The organism is Paucilactobacillus salsurae (assembly GCF_054784995.1).
On record NZ_BAAHWX010000001.1, the window covers coordinates 317,865 to 336,119 of the forward strand.

The following is an 18,255-nucleotide window of genomic DNA, read 5'->3' on the forward strand; positions in this document are numbered from 1 at the left end:
AAGCAAACTCAAATTTGCAACTCTGAATATACCACCATCTTACAAAAAAGTTAACCTTTTTTTGATTACAGTTATGTTACGTGAATTAAGAGAATTTTAGTTTCATTAAATAGTGTAAAATTTGAGTTATCATCTTCTAAATGTTTATTTCTTGAGACTTGCACTCGGATTAGATCGTCCTTATTTTTTTATTAGACAAAAAAGCCAACGAGATTCGTCGTTGGCCCTTATCATTCAATAAATAAAAATTATTTAACAGTTCCAGCAAAACTTGGCATAAAATAGCTGCTGATCGTTTGAATTTGAACATTTTGTCCTTCAGTTGGAGCTGCCACATATTGGTTATTACCAATGTAAATAGCCGCATGGTATGTTGCCCCAGCACTACCCCAGAATAAAATGTCACCTGGTTGTGCGGAAGCGACAGAATGTTTGTTTACAGAAGATTCCAATGCCACCGTATAATGTGGCAAATTAATACCTTCAGCGTGAGAATAGACATATGCAACTAATCCAGAACAATCCATTCCACTCAGAGATGAGCCGCCCCAAACATAAGGAATATTTGCACCGGCTAATTTAACGGCTAAACTAACTACAGAACCAGATTGTAAGTTTGCATTACTTGTTGTAGTTGAACTTTGATTCGTAGTAGCAGGCGTACTTTGCTTGTTGCTGTTATTAGCAGTTGTTGCATTAACTGATTGAGTTGTTTGTGTTGCTGCTGGTGCGACACTGCTTGCTTGACTAGAAGCGCTTGTAGCAACTGAAGAAGTCGTTGCAGTGGTGTTTTGCGCAGCAGGTGCGCTAGAAGCTACCGCACTACTTTGTTGTGTAGCGTTTGTTGCTTGACTAACTGCGCTTGAACTAACTTGTGCACTAGCACTGGTTGCCTGACTAGCTGCGCTATTTGTAGTTGCTGCATCAGCTTGTTGGTCTGTAACCTTAGCGGCAGAATTTGCAACAGGAGCAGCACTGGCTGGAGCTGCACTCGGTGCGATTGTAGTAGTTTTAGCAAGCGTGTCACTATTAGGAATAGTTAAAACTTGACCAGCAACAATCTCATCTGGATTGCTAATACCATTTGCTTGCTCTAAAGCAGCCAACGAAACACCATAATGAGCGCTAATTTCAGAAAGGGTTTCACCATTCTGAACAACATGTTGGCCACTCTTTTCTACTGCAGCACTGCTAGTAGCAGTGGCTGTACTGGTTTTTGTTGGTTGTGTTGCGGTTGTACCGCTCAATTCAATTTTTTGACCAGCATAAATTAAATCCACACTAGAACTGACTTTTTTAATGGTCGAAGCATTTTTAGCTTCAAGATCCTGCACTGACACGTGATACTTTTGAGCAAAATCCCAAATTGTGTCACCATCTTTGACCGTCACTGTACTTGCATTGGCATTTTGTGCACTGAATGCTAATAAACTAAGTGCGCTAACAGCACCAATCGTAACTCCCTTAATGTATTTACTATTATTTGTCATTTCTGTTTGGTTGTTTTTTACTTTGGAATACACACTCGACATATAGACGCCACTCCTCGTATATTTTTAAATTTAATTTTTCAAGATTAGTTTCTAAAAAATTCACATGAGTGGGTGTTTTTCAATACTGATAGACCCCACCAATTAAACGTTGGTACCAGAATAACATGTTAATTGTATTATGAAAATATTTTGCAGGCTCATACAACTAATTTTGCTCTTAAAATAGATATTTTATGCATATACCAAACACGCTTCAAGACGGGCCTTAATACATTTTTAAGCATCTTAACCAAATCATATTACATTTATGTTACAACTAAAGACTAAATGCTATTCTCGTGTTAATTTTATCTTTTCATGGTCGTGATTGATCAACATTGTTTTCTTTTGTAACTTGATTCTACTAATCTGTTGATTACCAAATTGATGATACATATCAGCGTTTGAAACTACTTCCTGTGCACTAACTTGATTTCTTTTCAGGCTTTGTTTATTCGCAAATGTTTTAACAATGACTTGATCAGGCTTAGCAGTTATATTAGCACCTTTCTTACTGTACTTTCCTTGATAAACTCGCTGCCAACACTGGCTAACTGTATTAGTTTCTATCAATTGGTAGCGTCGATGTTCTTTAAATGAAATTTTCATAGTAACTTGCCCACGTTTAGCGTACACATTTTTTCCTTGCCAACTTCCTTTATTTTGAACAATTCTTTGTACATTAGATTTGGTTTGCTTGGATTGACTTTTATGTTGATTAGCTAGTGTTAGTACTGTAGCCAAAACTCCAGCTACAACTATGATGACTGCAATAATCCAAACAAACTTCTTTCTTCGATTTAACATTAAACCGCACCCCTCATATATTGGTATTGACTATTATTGATAATTTCATTTTAACGCAAAAAATCACGAACCTAAATGATCCGTGACTTTTGTTTGCATTGATTCAATTCAAAATTTATTTTGCTTCTTCAGTTTTAATTTCAGTCAATGTAGGAATCGACGGCATTGCCCCCAAATGCTGCACCGTAATTGAAGAAGCTCTTTGTGCAAATATTAATGCAGTTTCAATATTACTGAAGTCTTTTTTCAACTGAGAGCTTAGGGCCCCAATGAAAGTGTCACCTGCAGCTGTTGTATCCACTGCCTTAACTTTAAATGCTGGGACAAAACCATGTCCAGTTGGAGTTGAATAAAATGCACCTTTGCTACCAACAGTGATGATGACATTTTTAACACCCAATTCTGCAAATTTTTTAGCATTTGCCACCATTGAGTCTTCATCTGTCACTTCAATTCCTGTCAAAAGAGCACTTTCAGTTTCGTTAGGAATAATAAGATCTGTTGACTTTAAAATATCGCCATCTATTTCATGTGCAGGCGCAGGATTTAAAATCGTCATGACACCAACACTTTTAGCATATTCAAATGCCTTAGCAGTTGCTGATTGTGGTGTTTCAAATTGAGCAATTAAAAAATCAGATTGCTTGATATCCGCCTGGGCACTTTCGTCAATTTCGTTTGGACTTAGCGTTTGATTCGATCCACCAAAAACTAAAATACTATTCTGACCATTCTCATCAAGCATAATGTAAGCTTGACCAGTACCAACAAGTTTATCCGTAGCGATTGAAGTTGTATCAACATCATTATCTTGCAGCGATTCTACCATAAAGTTCCCCGCATCATCATTTCCGACTTGACCAATGAATTTTGTTTTAGCACCAGCGCGACTAGCGGCCACAGCTTGATTAGCCCCTTTTCCACCAGGCGCAGAACTCTTATCATTCATCGATAGCGTTTCACCGGGTAATGGAATACGCTTAACTCGAAAAATTGTATCAACATTTAAACTTCCTAACACCGTTACTGTATTGCTCATGAAGTTACCTTCCTTAATCTAATTTATGACCGATAATTAAAGCGCACAACTTTTAAGTTGGCGCTTCCATATCAACTATTAAAGTATAGCAGAAAACGCATACTGCCTCAACAAATCTTGCTATTACCATGTAATTGTATATAACAACCAATTTAATTGTGCATCACAAATTTATGATTGAACACTTAACCACATTTTTAGCATAAAGTAATAAATCTCAATTTCTGGAATATCTTTTTTAACTGCTTTTCCTAATGTTGCAATCACCGTTTTGGACAAATCAAATAACGAACGGTTACTTTGAATCATGGCTAACTGGTGTGTTGTAAACATTTGACTTAATTGATGTGTCTTAGGAGCACCATTCTCGTATCTGAGATAGAGAATATACAATTCCGTCAGCAAAAATTCCGATGAAACTAAATTAATTTCATCGTGCTGCTTCAAAATATTTTGGATAATGGCCAAAATATTTTTTTGTGATCCTGAGTCAAGTAATGGATATTCTTCCAACAACTTCTTTATATCGCTGATTTGGTTTGTTTCTATAAAATCTTGCAAAATCATGCGCATTGCCCGTCGAATATCGGTTTCTAATCCCTTAACTCGAACTGAACCTAAGCCGTAATCCGTAATGAGATCAAAGGCAATCATCATCTCTTGAATAACAGGTAAATCGTCATCCACATTGCCTTGTTGTCCTTCCTCTAGTGACTTAATTTGAACCTTATTATCTGAACTTGCGAGTAATTTTAACGCAATGGTATTTCTACGCTTAATGACATTCGGGTCTATACTTGTCATTGTTCTTACCTCCATCATTTGCCTACCTTCATTATCTGTCAATTATGATTACCACACAAGTATAATGACGATTATTTTCCGTAGTTGACAATTAATAATTGGACGTGTATTTTAGAATTATTAAATTTAGATGAGAAAACATGATGACTAGTCAGTAATTTAACTTCGACAAATTTAGAGAGCCTTGTATCGGTGCAAAAAGGTATTTGTTAGTTAGATGAATATCAACTATGAGTGACATACAACTCTGTATGTGGGGAATACACCTCATTAACAAATGAACTAACTAAACTAAATTAAGTTAGTTACTGAGCTGACATTAGCAATAATGACAGAAAATTTGGTGGTACCACGTTAACACGTCCTTATTATTTTAAGGGCGTGTTTTTTCATCTAAATTAACAAAGGAGGCGCTTATTTTACCACCATCTAGCCATCACAAACATACATACACATACATAGTCAAAATTAGGAGGAACTACATATGACAACTCAAACAGATCTTACAAAAGCAACCACCACTGAAACCAAATTTGCCCAAACACTTTTTAATGCGTTAACTACCCAAAATAAATTAACTGAAGAAGATTATCGTGATTTAGTTCAAGATGACGATACCGCCTATCGTGTCCAATATGCATTAACGCAACTTAAAAACGAACCCGTTGGTGGCTATAAAGTTAGTTTAACCAGCAAGCAAACTCAAGACATGTTTGATGCTGATGCCCCACTTTATGGTGCTGAAGTAGCGAGTCAATGGCTTCAATCACCAGTTAATGTTAAGCTGACTGATTTAATGGAACCACTGGTAGAAGTTGAATTAGTCTTCCGTGCCACTGAGGATCTTGATCCCACTGACTCATTAGAAAGGCTACTAGCTAAAACTACAGTTGCTCCGGCTCTAGAACTCCCTGACGCGCGGTTTAAAAATTGGTTCCCAGCGTTATCAAAGCACATGGTCATGTCTGATAATGCAGTAGCTGGACGCGTCGTCTATGGTCAAGAACAAGATACTAGTAATTTCACAGTTGACGATCTAACGAGAGTTCAGGCTGAGTTAAAATTGAATGGTGAATCATTAGCATCTGGGGATTCCAGTGAAGTTTTGGGAAATCCACTCAATTCACTTCAATGGCTAGTTAAAAAGCTGAACAGCCAAGGACAAACATTGAAAAAAGGACAACGTGTTTCTAGTGGTACGTTCGTTTTACCACCACATCTCCAAAAAGGACACTATACTTGCCACTTTACTAGTGGACTTGGTGATGTTGATTTGACAGTACAATAGTATTATTTAATGCCTCTGAAACATTCACCAAATGATGTCTTGCCATCTGATTAATCTACCATTTTTTAATTGGAAAAATATTTACTAAATTTGCGATAAATTAGTTGCTATCTATACCAAATATGAGTTAAAATCTATGCAATCGATTAAGAAGAGAAGGCGATTTAGTGGTAAATTTATATTTTCATACAAATGATCCATCCAAGAGAAAAGCCGTTAAATGGCTCGCCGAACATTCAGTAGATATTGAACAACGTAACATTGAAAACCAATCATTATCAGAAGATGAAATCATGCACTTACTGACACTTTCAATTGATGGTACTGACGAACTCATTTCAAAACGTTCAAAGTATACTAAGGCCTTGAATATGGATCCAGATGACATGACAATTAATCAGCTAACAGCTGCAATTCAAAGAAATCCGCACATTCTAAAAAATCCCATTATTTTTGATAAGCACAAAATCACTGCTGGATTTGATTTAGAAAAAATTGGTGCTTTTATGCCAAAGAAATTGAGAAAACTTGAATTGTCTAGTTTATTTGCTAAACTTAAACCTGGAAACGGGCAAAATATTAAGTTAGCTTAATTAAAAAGACTCGCTTGTGCGAGTCTTTTTTGTTCAACCACTAAAATAAGACATATGGGGTATGAATTGATGAAACAAGTTACGATTTACATGATTCGTCATGGTGAAACGATTTTCAATACAATGAATAAACTTCAGGGTTGGGCTGATTCGCCACTGACACCTAAAGGCATTGATCTGGCTAAAACGACTGGTAAAAATTTAGCTAATACTCATTTTGATTACGCTTTTTCTTCAGATATGAAACGTGCAATTGATACTGCTAAACTAATTATGGCCAGTAATCCTAGTTTAAAAAATCATTCTCTTACCCAACTCACCAATTTTCGTGAAGCATTCTTTGGTGGTTTCGAGGGACTAGACAATGACCGTGTTTGGAATCAGGTTGCCACTCCCTATGGTGGACACACCCAAACGGATTTGTTGGAAAAAGTCACACCAACTGTTGTACGAGACAGAATGCATCAAGCTGATCCAACTGGATTTGCAGAAACTGGCGAACAATTTTGGACGCGAGTAAACGCCGGCTTTGAAAAATTATTGACAGTCATGCAGGATCAATCAAGTGCTATTTTAGTGGCTCACGGTACCTTAATTCGCTCAATTGCCATAACCTATGGTCAAAATAAATTTGATGCCGTTCACCACTTTCCAGACAACGGGAGCGTTACTAAACTTCAATTACAACCCAATCAAGTAACCGTGCTTTCCTATAATGAACAACACTAAAATTTGTAATTTAAAAACGAGGCTTATTCGTCAGCTAGACAGATAATCCTCGTTTTTTTAAATATCAAATATTAATCAATGCCCTTCCAAACGTATTGAGCACGTTCGCCACCAATTAATTTTGGTCGGCTTCTTAAATAAGTAACATGCGCAGATCCCACTTCTTTAACGGAAGTTCTGACAGGAATTTGCACAAACTTAACGTGCATTCCAATGGAAGTATCACCGATATCAATGCCACCATCCGCAACGATATGTTCAACTTCTACTGGATCACTAAATCGTTCATAAGCAGCCATTTGTGTTGCCCCACCTGCGTGAAGCGCAGGTACAACAGTAACGGGATCAAAGCCACGTTTTTTTGCTTCACTCCGCTCTAATAATAAAGCACGATTCAAATGTTCACAGCCTTGAACAGCAAGATGAAGGCCACGTTTCTCAATCATTGGTAAAATAACATCAATGACCATGCGCCCAATTTCTATTGAAGAATCTTTACCGATTCTTTGTCCATGAATTTCGCTAGTGCTGGATCCCAAAACAATCAGTGCATCTTCTTGAAAATCTGACTCCGTAAAAAATTCCTCTAACCCTGTTGTTAATTGCTTTCGTGCTGCAGCTAAATCGAATTCAGCCATTATATTCGCCTCATTTAATAGTATTTGTGTACATTGTAGGTTGCTCTTCATGAATAGTAAAGCAACTTTGCTTATAATTTAACGTTTTTGTTATCTCGACTAACAAACAGTGCATCAACCGGTTCATTGTTATGAATATGCGAAATAGCCTGTCCGAACAACGGGGCCACAGAAAGTTGAATTAACTTACTAGTCTGTTTTTGTTCAGGAATATTAATTGAATCCGTCACAATCATCTTGTTGATCGGCGATTCTTCAATTTTAGTCATCGCATCCCCAGAAAAAACAGGATGTGTCGCACAAGCATAAACATCTTTAGCCCCAAAATTTTTGACAGCTTGCGCCGAAACTGCCATACGTACGCCAGTATCAACAATATCATCCACTAAAATGGCTGTTTTACCACTGACGTCTCCAATCACATACTCAGGCACTGCTTCGGTCTTACGCTCAATTTCTTCAGGATTACGGTTATCAATAATGGCAATTGGCGCTTTTAACAATTCTGCAAATTTACGTGCTCGTGAAACACCTGCATGATCAGGGGCCACCACGACGACATTATCTAACAGTTGGTGGCTATAAAAATAATTTGCAAGTAATGGTGCAGCTAATAAGTGATCCACTGGAATATCAAAGAAACCTTGCACTTGTGCAGCATGTAAATCAAGTGTAATCACGCGATCCGCCTGATCCATTTCAATTAATGATGCAATTAATTTAGCGGTAATCGGTTCCCGCGAACGGGCCTTACGATCCTGTCTTGCGTAACCATAATATGGCAAAATCACATTAATTGTTTTCGCACTTGCCCGACGAAGCGCATCAATCATAATTAACAATTCCATTAACGTTGAATTAACGGGATCTGATATTGACTGAACAACGTAGACTTCACATCCTCGTACACTTTCGTCAATACTAATTTGAATTTCACCATCGGCAAATTTTTTGATTGTTGCATTACTAAGCTGCATTTTCAACTGTGCAGCAATTTTTTGAGCCAATGGTTGATTTGAATTTAAGCTAAATAATCTCACGTTACCCGCTTGTTTCATTTCTGCCATTTACACGATCCTCCAGTGATCACTTTTTATCTGCTTTTACTCTCCATTATCGCAACATTTACTTACATGTGCAAGTATCTATCCCGATTAGACCGCCATAAAATCATCAGGTTTAATCCCATGCATGCCAATCATTGGATCAACCTTACCATTTGCAATCATTGCTTGTGTTAGTTGATGATTTTCAGTGATGCTAGGTTCGTCATCATTTGAAACTATTTCATCCTGTTCATTAGTTTTATCTAGTTCATCAATGGCCGCTTCTTGCTGATCAATCGTTTCATCATTGAAAGTAGCTCGTAATCGTAACGGTAATGACGTTTTCCGATTAACAGATTGATTTTCAATACATGCCGCAAAAGCTGATGGCTCCCCCACCATGATCAGCTTACTCTGCGCTCTTGTGACCGCTGTATAAAGCAAATTACGTTGTAACATTTTATGAAAAGCATTCACTAGGGGCAAAATCACCATTTGAAATTGACTCCCCTGTGACTTATGAATCGAAATACAATAAGCTAACGTAATTCGTTGCCATTCATTACGTGGATAGGTGACCTCTGTTTGTTCAAATGCAATGACTAGTGCATCAGATTTATTTTCCTTACCATTTTTAAGTGCTGGTTCAATTCCCACAATTGTCCCAATATCTCCGTTAAATACGTTATCTTCTGGACTATTGACTAAGTGCAGTACCTTATCACCAATCCGAAAGTGTTGACCACGAAATTCAACTTCTTTACGTTGCTGCTGACTGTTATCATTAAACACGTTTTGAACCAGCGTATTTAATTGATTAATGCCAGCGCTGCCACGATACATCGGTGCGAGAACTTGCACATCTTTCGCATCGAATTTTTTTTCCATGGCTTTTTTGGTAATTTGCTCAACCACATCGGCCACTTGATATTGCTCGCAAGCAATGAAGGAACGATCCGGAAAATTAGTAGTGAGATCTGCCGGTACCTGTCCCATTTTGATATGGTGAGCTAATGGGATAATGGAAGAATCCTCATTTTGTCGGTAAATTTGCGTTAATTCTTTTTTTGGTAACTGTTCAAAATCCAGTAAATCATGAAAAACTTGACCCGATCCCACTGATGGCAACTGATCTTTATCTCCAACAAACACGACTTGCATGGTGCTGGGAATAGCTTGAAGTAACGCTTTGAATAGTAATGTATCAACCATAGATAACTCATCAATAATCAATAAAGCACCATCTAGATCTTTGACATTCATGTCACTGGCGGCTTCACGGCCATTTAATCCTAACAGACGATGAATCGTACTTGCCGGTAATCCTGTTGTTTCACCCATTTGTTTAGCAGCCCTTCCAGTAGGCGCAGCTAATAAAATTGGAAATGGTTGTTGTTTATATTCATTGATGTCCAGTGAATAATCATGGAGTTTGGCAAAAGCGGCAACGATGCCATTAATAATGGTTGTCTTACCCGTGCCTGGACCACCTGTTAATAAGAAGATTCGTGATTTAAGTGCCGCTAAAATGGCTTCTTCTTGTGATTGATCATAATCGATGTCCAATTGTCGTTCCACTTGTTTTAAAGCTTTTTGAGCTTGTTTTGCAGAGGTTTCCAACTCTACGGCAGTTTGAATTCGATAAAGATGTTGTGCAATTTGCCATTCTGCTTGAAATAATGTTGCCGGATAAATTCGATCATCTTGGGCAACCACCTCATTTTGTTTAGCCATGCCAATTAATTCTTTAGACACTGCATTGGGTGCGATCGCAGTACTACTATTTTCTTCTAATAATGCCAATGTTTTAGTAACCAGTGGCTTTGCGGTTGTATATGTATCGCCAGTTTGCACTGTCACATCATCTAAAACTTGTAAAATTGCTGCTTGCACGCGCCGTGGATCGTCTAACTCAATGTGCAATTTTTGGGCAACTGCATCAGCCCTTTTAAAACTAATACCATCAATATCAGCAACCAATTGATAGGGATTTTGCATAATAATTTCCAATGTTTCATCCCGATATTTTTCATAGATTGCGCCAGCTAAAGAACTCCCAAAGCCAAAATCATTTAGCCCGATAATAATTTTATCCATGCCTTGAACGGTATTCAAATGATCAACTAACGTTTGAACTAAATTTGGTTTCAAATGTAACGGCGCTAACACTGTGCTGTCTGCGACTATTTTATTAATCGCATTCAAGCCCAGTTGATCAACAATTTTTTCAGCTGTTTTTTTGCCAATACCTTTAAATTGGTCACCAGACAAAAAATTAATAATACCTTGTTTAGTAGTTGGCTGCGCCTGCGAATAATTAGTCGCCTGAAATTGTTGGCCATATCGTGGATGATTCACAAGCTTGCCGATAAATTTATAACTAGTTTCCTCATTAATATCTCCAAAATTGCCTGTCACGACAATTTCTTCTTCTGGAAACTCAATATTGGTTTGTTCAATTTGCACCAGCAATACTTTATAAAATCCATCATCACTCGCAAAAAAAGTCGTAATTAGTTTGCCAATTAAAAAAGCAGGCTCAGATGGTTGTTCAAATAAGTTCATTGAATTATCCATCAGAAAGCCTCCCTTTTTATTTTTTATTCTTTAAAACTTTTTGAATGTCGTCAATTCGACTTTCACTTTGTTTGTAATAGTCTGGATCAAGTTGCTTGGCTTGTGTCAAATAATCTGTGTAGTCTTCCCCAAGAACCATCGCAACTAATCCCCGATTAAACTGCGTATCGGCGCGACCTGGGTGAAACTTCAAAATCTGATCGTAAAAGTCCCCAGCTTGCTTAAATTCACCAATCGCTAGCAAACAGTCTCCAATCACTTGATTAATCTCAGGATCTTGCTTACGCAAATCATGGGCCGTCAATCCATAAGCAATTGCGCGCTTATAGTCTTTTTTTTGCATTAGGCTTTGTGCCATCATCAAGTAAGCATCCGCCTTTAGTTTATGATCACTAATTTGATCATAATAGGTAATTGCCTCATCATACTTGCCAACTTCATAATAAACGTTTCCGAGTCCATACTTTAATAAATTTTGGCTTTTTTGGTCATGTTCAAAACGACCAATCGCTTTCATGTAAAGTTCTTCAGCCTGCTCGAAACTATTGAGTTTCGTTAATAAACTCCCCAAGTCATAATAATTTTGCACTTTGTCGGGTTGTGCATCAATTGCATCAACGAGTTTTTGAACCAACTGCTCAGATTGAACTTTTTGCTGACTGCGTTTTGTACTATCTTGTTTTTCTGCCATAGTTTCTCTCCTAAATCGTATCCGTTGGATCACCTTGATGTGTTAAATAACTCGTGTCGTTCCATTTTAACAACTCAAAATGAGCTCCTTGATCTAATGTTTCCAAAATAGTTGTAGAAGTATTGCTCAATCCGCCACGATCACGCAAATGAGGTAATGGCACACCCAACAGAGCATTAATTGCCGCATTCAATGCCGCGCCATGTGACACAATAATGACACGTTCATCTGATTGCGGGTGCGCGCGACAAATTTCTTGCACACCACCAGTCATCCTATTAATGAGTTCTGTAAAATTTTCCCCATCAATTGGTGTTGGATCGTATTGATCAGGATGATGGCGAAATGCCACATACTCTTGTGGGTATTGTTTCTTAACTTCGTCAAAATGCATGCCTTCCATTTTGCCTAGGTTGAATTCCATTAACTGACTCATCAGTGTCAATCTCAAGGGTTGCTTTAGTGCCTCAATTAATGACACAGCTGTATCAAAAGCCCGTTTAATTGGACTTGCATAAACTTGTTGAAATTTAGTCGTCTTTAAATATTTTGCTAATTGATCGATTTCTTGGTAGCTACTTTGCAGTAATCGGGAATCACCATGCATCCCCTGATACCTAGATTCTAAATTCCACTCAGTTTTTCCATGTCGAATAAAATACAGTTTAGTCATAATTCGTCCTTTAATTTCAATTGATTTCATTATCCCAATTTATACTTGAAATGGCAACCTTTACGCGCCTGATTTTCACAACAATTCAAAAAAAGAAGGCGTGAAATTTCACCCTTCTTCTTCAAATATTAAACATATTGCAATAAGCGTTCCTCATTATAAGCATGATCAATGATCGCACTTCCAAGACATTCCTCGCCATCGTAAAAAACAACGGCTTGGCCTGGTGTAATCGCACGAACAGGATCATCAAACTTAACAGTTAATTGCTGACCGTCATCTGCTAAAGAAACTGTGACACCCGTATCTTTTTGACGATAACGGAACTTTGCTGTGCAGTGAAACTCATTGCCATAATCGGCTGTAATGTCATCAACCCAGTGGATATCACTAGCGTTTAAATGTGTCGCATAGAGATGCTCATTATGATAACCTTGGCCAACATATAAAACATTTTTGGCTTGGTCCTTACCAATCACAAACCATGGATCATTGCTTGTACCATTACCACCGATGCCTAATCCTTTTCGTTGGCCAATGGTGTAATACATTAAGCCAGCATGTTCACCTTTGACTTCACCATCTAAGGTCATCATCTTACCAGGTGTGGCCGGCAAATAGGTACTCAAAAAGTCACGAAAATGACCCTTTTCACCGATAAAGCAGATTCCGACAGAATCTTTTTTCTCAGCAGTTGCTAAGCCAGCCTCTTTGGCAATTTCCCGTACCTCAGGTTTAGTGAGCTTAGCTAAAGGAAACATAACCCGATCAAGCTGTTCATGATCCAATTGGCTCAAGAAATATGTTTGATCCTTGTTTTGATCAGTTGCCCGCATCAAATGCATATGACCGTTGTCATCGCGCATTAAATCTGCATAATGACCAGTTGCTACATAATCTGCACCTAACTGATTTGCATAATCAATAAAGGCTTTAAACTTTATTTCTTTGTTGCAAATCACATCAGGATTCGGGGTTCGATCCTTTTTGTATTCATCCAAGAAATATGTGAACACACGGTCCCAATATTCCTTTTCAAAATTGACAGAATAATAAGGAATACCAATTTTAGCCGCTACTTTGGCAACATCCTTATAGTCTTCTGTAGCCGTACAGACGCCATTTTCGTCGGTATCGTCCCAATTTTTCATGAAGACACCTACGACATCATATCCTTGCTGTTTCAGTAACAAAGCAACAACCGATGAATCGACGCCACCACTCATGCCGACTACTACACGAGTTTGACTGTGGTCAGTCATATCATCACCATCATTTCAAATAGATTCTGAACAATCCACGATTTGAAGGTCGTAATAATTCAGTAAAATCGATTATACCAAAAATAAAAAAGATAAACTACCAGAAACACTTCATTGGTAGTTTATCAGACTAATTTATTTTTTTATGAACACACCACGTTCAACCATTTCATCCAAAATGTAATGATATTGCTGCACAAATTCGCTGGCTCGTTGATTCGTGAAGATATTCATTGATTGCGTACCGCTCGCATTCACAGTGTTCATTTTAAAGCCCGTCAAATCTGCATTAACGGCAATCTTTAATTTGGCACCTGCCGCATATGGTGAAGTTGGATCAAGAGAACGTTCATAAGAAAATGTACCTTTGTTGGAAACATCAAACCCCAAATCACGTAATGTGTACTTTTTAATTTGATCACTAATCTCATACGTATCTTGATCGCCCTTTACTTGTACTGACGTACTAAATGCCATTTGAAACACCTTCCTTTTGTGAATTTAATCGTCCAATAATTTGCACCACTGTCTGAATAAATGCGTCAATTTGTTCAGTGGTATTATCTTTACCAAAGCTGACACGAATTGATTCACTAATACGGGGACTCTCGGCACCATACATGGCTGTTAGCACATGTGATGGTTCTAGGCTACCAGCGGTACATGCAGATCCACCAGACACGGCAAACCCAGCCAAGTCTAAATTAGTTTGCATCACATAGGTTGAGACACCTTTTAACCAAATATTAAACACATGATTTAAATTATGTGATGTAATTTCGCCATTGATTTCAAACTCAATACCAGCAGCGGTTAGACCAGCAACAATTTGCTTTTTAAACCCTAAATACTTAGCTTGACGCGCTTTTTTTTCTTCAGAAGTAACCAACGAAACAGCTTTGCCAAATGCTGCAATCGCCGGAATATTTTCAGTTCCTGCTCGCTGTTTGGTTTCTTGGTCGCCACCCTTAACAAACGAATCAAAATTAACACCGGTTCGTCGATACAAGAAGCCCATCATTTTAGGACCATTTAATTTATGAGCCGACGTCGATAATAAATCAATATGATCAGCTTCCACGTCGATATCTAATAACCCATATGCCTGAACGGCATCAGTATGGAACCATGCTTGATGGTCTTTCAACAGTTCGCCAATTTCATGAATCGGCATTTGTGAACCAACTTCATTGTTGCCATACATAATGGTTACTAAAATTGTATCATCACGTAGGGCATTCTTAAAATCAGTCATTGAAATATTCCCTTTTTGATCAACAGGTAGATATGTCACTTCAAAACCAAGTGTTTCTAAATAATGCAATGGCTTTAAAACGGCCTCATGTTCAATCGCAGTAGTAATAATATGTTTGCCTTCAGATTGACGTTTGAGGGCTGTTTGAATAATTGCTGTATTGTCGCTTTCACTACCACCACTAGTAAACATAATTTCCGTATCTTGCGCATTAATACTTTGGGCAATGATGTGTCTTGCATTTTCCATGATTGTTTTTGCTTCCCGACCAAAACTGTAGGTTGTTGACGCATTGCCAAAGTTGTGTTGCATTTTATCGATCATTTCATCAACGACAGCAGGTGCCATTGGTGTTGTTGCTGCGTTATCTAAATATACACGTTCCACTACTTTATGCTCCTTTGTTGTTCAACAGTGCTAATAACATTTGTGCTGATTTTTTCCCGGCTTCAATGATAAATTCATCAAAAGAAACCCCTGCATTTTCATCCCCGGTATCCGACATGGCACGCACAACCACATACGGCACTTGATGGTCATTAGCCACTTGCCCTACTGCAGCGCCTTCCATTTCACTAGAAAGCGCATCTGGAAACTGTTTTAAAATCTGTTCAATTGCAGTTTGACTAGCTACAAACTGATCTCCGGAAACAATTAATCCCTTGTAAACCGTTAATCCTGTTTGCTGTCCTGCTTTTACAAGTTCATCCGCCAACTTGTTTGATGCTGGAAATCGTGCCGGTTGGCCAGGTAATTGTCCATACACATAGTCAAACGCAGTTGCATCTACATCGTGATAAGCCGTTTCGGATGAGACGACAACATCACCAACATGCAATCCTTGACCGATACCGCCAGCAGAGCCAGAATTAATGATGATATCTGCTTGAAATTCAGAAATTAAATGTTCAGTGGTAATGCCTGCCTCCACTTTCCCAATACCAGATTCAACCAGTACCACATTTTGTGCGTTAATTTGACCTTCGTAGTATGTTTTATCACCCAGTGCGACTTCATGCCGATCTTGAAGTTCTGCAAGCAGTTCTTTTAATTCTTCTGGCATTGCACAAATAATTCCAAATTTCATAATTGACTCCATTTCTTAATTTATTTATCCGACAAAAAACAAAATTAAGTAAACAATAATTATCGCTAGCGTTAGCCATAAAATTGCCCAGTTTAATTTTTTCTTTAGGTGACTTATCTTTTCGTCAGGCGTTTTCGTATGGGCTTGTTTACGTGTCACAAGTGTATCTGCTTGATCATCCACATCTGGTTCAAAATGATCCGACACAAAATCGTCATCAGGTTCTTGATGACGATGATGTTTAGCATATTCACGTTCGACTTCAACCCTTTTTTTATCTCGTTGCTCAAATTCGGCCTGTTGTTGTTTACGAAATTCAGCTCGTGATAAAGGCTTTTTTGATTTCTCATTCAGCTCATCATTTGCCATCTAATTCACCACTTAACACTTTTGCTTGCCAATAATAAATGGCCATAATTGTCTTAGCATCCTCAATTTGATGGTCTTGAATCATTTGAAGTGCTTCACTCAAGCTAACTTCAATTAGTTCTAAATTTTCATCATCGTCTTGAGGCAATGCTTTTTGAACAGCCGTTAAACCAGTCGCTAAGTACAATGTCATGTATTCGTCCGAAAATCCAACTGAGGTATAAAATGAACTAACTTCTGCCATTTTTTCTGCAGCAAATCGTGTTTCTTCATTTAATTCTCTTTTTGCAGCAGCAAGCGCGTCACCCTGATCACGTTGATCCAATTTTCCAGCCGGAATTTCAAGGGTGGCCCCATCGATTAGTGCTCGCCATTGTTTCATCAAAAGCATTTTACGCGCTTTAGTAAGTGCTAACAGGGCCACTGCAGCCGAATGACGCACAATCTCACGCGTTGTTTTTTGACCATTTGGCAATTCAACTGTGGTCACTTGAACGTCCATAATATGACCCTTAAACACGGATTCAGTTGTTAACGGTTTTTCTCGCATATTCATCAGTTTTCATCCCCGGAAAATTGATCTTCGTCATGGATCACGCGAACATGCGCAGCCTGTGGGCCCTTACGACCAACCACCACCACTAACTCCACTGTTTGCCCCGGTTCTAGGTTTTTATCACTTTGACCCTCAATTGCGCCAAAATGGACAAACACATCTGGTTCATTTTCAACACTAATGAACCCAAATCCTTGTTTCTGATCAAATGTTTTCACTGTTCCTAACACATTAATTCCCCACTTACTTCTTTAAGCGCCTTGTAATTGTGCCACAAAATCTTGATAGGCTACTTGTTCACCGGTTTGATTAACAGTAACTTCATCAAAGTTTCCTGCCAAAGCATCATTCAATGAAACTGAAACATGTTTAACAAAAGTAGCATTGCCAATCAGATCTACCCAACTTTCACCACTAACTTGGTGATGAACTTTGGTCTTCACCATGCCGCCAGGATTCAATACAGAGATAGTGGTATTGTTAGCAACTTGATTGCTATGCAATAAAACGCTAACTAAACTGGAAGCTGACATTGCCGTACCACATGCATTGGTATAGCCAACGCCACGTTCAAAAGTGCGCACAAAAATTTTGTTTTGATCAATAATGTTCACAAAACTAACGTTCACGCCGTCTGGGAAAATTGGGTTAGTACCATTATTGAGATATCGTCCAAGTGCACCTAATTGGTCACTTTTTAATGTTTCATCATCCACAAAAGCAATCAAGTGTGGATTAGGAACTGCAACAGCCGTAAACTTTAAATCCGAATCCAGTTCAGCAATTTGTTGATCCACCAAAGTTTCCGCTTCCCCATTAACATGCATCTTAAGATCTTGTGCTTTAAAACTGATTGGTGAAATTCGAACTTGATAAGTCGCAACACCCTCAGCTAATTGTGGCATTTTTGAAACAGGTAAATCTGCAGCCATTGTTTCAACCTTAAATGACTGTTGATTATTTTGCTCGCCTAAATAACGGGCAACTGAACGTAACCCATTTCCACACATGCTTGCTTCACTACCATCAGCATTAATAACTCGCATTTTTCCCAGTGGCCCTTCGTGAGTAGGTTGATCTACAAGTAAAACACCATCGGCTCCTTCTAGAAGACCATTTTTTCGGTCACAGACCTTAATTGCTAATTGTTTGATTTGTTCTTCACTCAGTGGTGTTTCAAATTGACTGGTGTCTAACATAAAAAAATCATTTTCTGATCCGTGTACCTTAATAAAGTCCATTGTCTGTGCCTCATTTCTTTGTAATTTCATTAACTGGTATTTTACTACGTTGCCTAGATTCAAGCAAC

The 18,255-nt window shown here is 38.2% G+C and carries 20 protein-coding genes; 3 read left to right on the forward strand and 17 right to left on the reverse strand.

The features are described 5' to 3' along the window. Nucleotides 1–248: 248 nt before the first annotated feature. The 4 genes from ACYVQZ_RS01620 to ACYVQZ_RS01635 all read right to left on the reverse strand — a co-directional run bounded on the left by ACYVQZ_RS01620 (nucleotide 249) and on the right by ACYVQZ_RS01635 (nucleotide 4,182). Nucleotides 249–1,532 (reverse strand): LysM peptidoglycan-binding domain-containing protein, encoded by a 1,284-nt coding sequence (locus tag ACYVQZ_RS01620; RefSeq protein WP_461239653.1) that lies wholly within the window; start codon nucleotides 1,530–1,532, stop codon nucleotides 249–251. 291 nt (nucleotides 1,533–1,823) lie between these two features. Further along, the gene (locus ACYVQZ_RS01625; protein ID WP_461239654.1) at nucleotides 1,824–2,339 is read right to left on the reverse strand and encodes a hypothetical protein; all 516 of its coding nucleotides are present in this window, start codon (nucleotides 2,337–2,339) and stop codon (nucleotides 1,824–1,826) included. Nucleotides 2,340–2,454: 115 nt separating this feature from the next. Next, on the reverse strand, nucleotides 2,455–3,378 hold the full coding sequence (rbsK, locus tag ACYVQZ_RS01630; protein WP_461239655.1) for a ribokinase: 924 nt from the start codon (nucleotides 3,376–3,378) through the stop codon (nucleotides 2,455–2,457). Between the two features lie 171 nt (nucleotides 3,379–3,549). Further along, the gene (locus ACYVQZ_RS01635) at nucleotides 3,550–4,182 is read right to left on the reverse strand and encodes a BglG family transcription antiterminator (protein ID WP_461239656.1); all 633 of its coding nucleotides are present in this window, start codon (nucleotides 4,180–4,182) and stop codon (nucleotides 3,550–3,552) included. A 484-nt stretch (nucleotides 4,183–4,666) separates the two neighbouring features. On the opposite strand from ACYVQZ_RS01635, the gene ACYVQZ_RS01640 reads away from it, so the two are divergent. From ACYVQZ_RS01640 to ACYVQZ_RS01650, 3 genes are all read left to right on the forward strand, one after another. Then, a complete protein-coding gene (locus tag ACYVQZ_RS01640; RefSeq protein ID WP_461239657.1) occupies nucleotides 4,667–5,470 on the forward strand; it encodes a 2-keto-4-pentenoate hydratase in 804 nt (267 codons plus the stop codon). 167 nt (nucleotides 5,471–5,637) lie between these two features. After that, nucleotides 5,638–6,063 carry a Spx/MgsR family RNA polymerase-binding regulatory protein gene (locus tag ACYVQZ_RS01645; protein ID WP_461239658.1) on the forward strand — a complete coding sequence of 142 codons (426 nt, stop codon included), beginning with the start codon at nucleotides 5,638–5,640 and terminating at the stop codon, nucleotides 6,061–6,063. Between the two features lie 69 nt (nucleotides 6,064–6,132). Beyond that, nucleotides 6,133–6,792, forward strand: a complete 660-nt coding sequence (locus ACYVQZ_RS01650) for a histidine phosphatase family protein (RefSeq protein WP_461239659.1) — start codon at nucleotides 6,133–6,135, stop codon at nucleotides 6,790–6,792. Between the two features lie 71 nt (nucleotides 6,793–6,863). Here ACYVQZ_RS01650 and ACYVQZ_RS01655 read toward each other — a convergent pair whose 3' ends face one another. The 13 genes from ACYVQZ_RS01655 to dapF all read right to left on the reverse strand — a co-directional run bounded on the left by ACYVQZ_RS01655 (nucleotide 6,864) and on the right by dapF (nucleotide 18,187). Continuing rightward, nucleotides 6,864–7,430, reverse strand: a complete 567-nt coding sequence (locus ACYVQZ_RS01655) for a TIGR01440 family protein (RefSeq protein ID WP_461239660.1) — start codon at nucleotides 7,428–7,430, stop codon at nucleotides 6,864–6,866. 71 nt (nucleotides 7,431–7,501) lie between these two features. Then, a complete protein-coding gene (locus ACYVQZ_RS01660; RefSeq protein WP_461239661.1) occupies nucleotides 7,502–8,497 on the reverse strand; it encodes a ribose-phosphate diphosphokinase in 996 nt (331 codons plus the stop codon). 87 nt (nucleotides 8,498–8,584) lie between these two features. Then, entirely contained in the window at nucleotides 8,585–11,053 is a 2,469-nt protein-coding gene (recD2, locus tag ACYVQZ_RS01665) for an SF1B family DNA helicase RecD2 (RefSeq protein WP_461239662.1), read from the reverse strand. Between the two features lie 16 nt (nucleotides 11,054–11,069). Beyond that, nucleotides 11,070–11,744, reverse strand: a complete 675-nt coding sequence (locus tag ACYVQZ_RS01670) for a tetratricopeptide repeat protein (RefSeq protein ID WP_461239663.1) — start codon at nucleotides 11,742–11,744, stop codon at nucleotides 11,070–11,072. A 10-nt stretch (nucleotides 11,745–11,754) separates the two neighbouring features. Continuing rightward, on the reverse strand, nucleotides 11,755–12,417 hold the full coding sequence (locus ACYVQZ_RS01675; RefSeq protein ID WP_461239664.1) for a histidine phosphatase family protein: 663 nt from the start codon (nucleotides 12,415–12,417) through the stop codon (nucleotides 11,755–11,757). Nucleotides 12,418–12,545: 128 nt separating this feature from the next. Continuing rightward, complete coding sequence (gene mnmA / locus ACYVQZ_RS01680) at nucleotides 12,546–13,679, reverse strand: tRNA 2-thiouridine(34) synthase MnmA (protein WP_461239665.1); 1,134 nt, start codon at nucleotides 13,677–13,679, stop codon at nucleotides 12,546–12,548. A 135-nt stretch (nucleotides 13,680–13,814) separates the two neighbouring features. Further along, the gene (locus ACYVQZ_RS01685; protein ID WP_461239666.1) at nucleotides 13,815–14,156 is read right to left on the reverse strand and encodes a DUF1831 domain-containing protein; all 342 of its coding nucleotides are present in this window, start codon (nucleotides 14,154–14,156) and stop codon (nucleotides 13,815–13,817) included. Then, a complete protein-coding gene (locus tag ACYVQZ_RS01690) occupies nucleotides 14,146–15,321 on the reverse strand; it encodes a cysteine desulfurase family protein (RefSeq protein WP_461239667.1) in 1,176 nt (391 codons plus the stop codon). The genes ACYVQZ_RS01685 and ACYVQZ_RS01690 overlap by 11 nt, the downstream gene beginning before the upstream one ends. A 4-nt stretch (nucleotides 15,322–15,325) precedes the next feature. Further along, nucleotides 15,326–16,021 (reverse strand): 5'-methylthioadenosine/adenosylhomocysteine nucleosidase, encoded by a 696-nt coding sequence (locus tag ACYVQZ_RS01695; RefSeq protein WP_461239668.1) that lies wholly within the window; start codon nucleotides 16,019–16,021, stop codon nucleotides 15,326–15,328. Nucleotides 16,022–16,045: 24 nt separating this feature from the next. Continuing rightward, on the reverse strand, nucleotides 16,046–16,390 hold the full coding sequence (locus ACYVQZ_RS01700; protein WP_461239669.1) for a hypothetical protein: 345 nt from the start codon (nucleotides 16,388–16,390) through the stop codon (nucleotides 16,046–16,048). Then, nucleotides 16,380–16,946, reverse strand: a complete 567-nt coding sequence (locus ACYVQZ_RS01705) for an NUDIX hydrolase (protein ID WP_461239670.1) — start codon at nucleotides 16,944–16,946, stop codon at nucleotides 16,380–16,382. Before ACYVQZ_RS01705 ends, ACYVQZ_RS01700 begins: the two co-directional genes overlap by 11 nt. Then, entirely contained in the window at nucleotides 16,946–17,176 is a 231-nt protein-coding gene (locus ACYVQZ_RS01710) for a cold-shock protein (RefSeq protein ID WP_461239671.1), read from the reverse strand. Before ACYVQZ_RS01710 ends, ACYVQZ_RS01705 begins: the two co-directional genes overlap by 1 nt. A 21-nt stretch (nucleotides 17,177–17,197) precedes the next feature. Further along, entirely contained in the window at nucleotides 17,198–18,187 is a 990-nt protein-coding gene (dapF, locus tag ACYVQZ_RS01715; RefSeq protein ID WP_461239672.1) for a diaminopimelate epimerase, read from the reverse strand. Nucleotides 18,188–18,255: the final 68 nt, after the last annotated feature.

Bases quoted from the DNA above. Each gene is read 5' to 3' on its own strand.
- ACYVQZ_RS01620 (WP_461239653.1), bottom strand. From the start codon at position 1,532: ATGTCGAGTGTGTATTCCAAAGTAAAAAACAACCAAACAGAAATGACA.
- ACYVQZ_RS01675 (WP_461239664.1), bottom strand. From the start codon at position 12,417: ATGACTAAACTGTATTTTATTCGACATGGAAAAACTGAGTGGAATTTA.
- ACYVQZ_RS01705 (WP_461239670.1), bottom strand. From the start codon at position 16,946: ATGAATATGCGAGAAAAACCGTTAACAACTGAATCCGTGTTTAAGGGT.
- dapF (WP_461239672.1), bottom strand. From the start codon at position 18,187: ATGGACTTTATTAAGGTACACGGATCAGAAAATGATTTTTTTATGTTA.
- ACYVQZ_RS01635 (WP_461239656.1), bottom strand. From the start codon at position 4,182: ATGACAAGTATAGACCCGAATGTCATTAAGCGTAGAAATACCATTGCG.
- rbsK (WP_461239655.1), bottom strand. From the start codon at position 3,378: ATGAGCAATACAGTAACGGTGTTAGGAAGTTTAAATGTTGATACAATT.
- ACYVQZ_RS01660 (WP_461239661.1), bottom strand. From the start codon at position 8,497: ATGGCAGAAATGAAACAAGCGGGTAACGTGAGATTATTTAGCTTAAAT.
- ACYVQZ_RS01700 (WP_461239669.1), bottom strand. From the start codon at position 16,390: ATGGCAAATGATGAGCTGAATGAGAAATCAAAAAAGCCTTTATCACGA.
- recD2 (WP_461239662.1), bottom strand. From the start codon at position 11,053: ATGGATAATTCAATGAACTTATTTGAACAACCATCTGAGCCTGCTTTT.
- ACYVQZ_RS01625 (WP_461239654.1), bottom strand. From the start codon at position 2,339: ATGTTAAATCGAAGAAAGAAGTTTGTTTGGATTATTGCAGTCATCATA.
- ACYVQZ_RS01655 (WP_461239660.1), bottom strand. From the start codon at position 7,430: ATGGCTGAATTCGATTTAGCTGCAGCACGAAAGCAATTAACAACAGGG.
- mnmA (WP_461239665.1), bottom strand. From the start codon at position 13,679: ATGACTGACCACAGTCAAACTCGTGTAGTAGTCGGCATGAGTGGTGGC.
- ACYVQZ_RS01695 (WP_461239668.1), bottom strand. From the start codon at position 16,021: ATGAAATTTGGAATTATTTGTGCAATGCCAGAAGAATTAAAAGAACTG.
- ACYVQZ_RS01685 (WP_461239666.1), bottom strand. From the start codon at position 14,156: ATGGCATTTAGTACGTCAGTACAAGTAAAGGGCGATCAAGATACGTAT.
- ACYVQZ_RS01670 (WP_461239663.1), bottom strand. From the start codon at position 11,744: ATGGCAGAAAAACAAGATAGTACAAAACGCAGTCAGCAAAAAGTTCAA.
- ACYVQZ_RS01650 (WP_461239659.1), top strand. From the start codon at position 6,133: ATGAAACAAGTTACGATTTACATGATTCGTCATGGTGAAACGATTTTC.
- ACYVQZ_RS01640 (WP_461239657.1), top strand. From the start codon at position 4,667: ATGACAACTCAAACAGATCTTACAAAAGCAACCACCACTGAAACCAAA.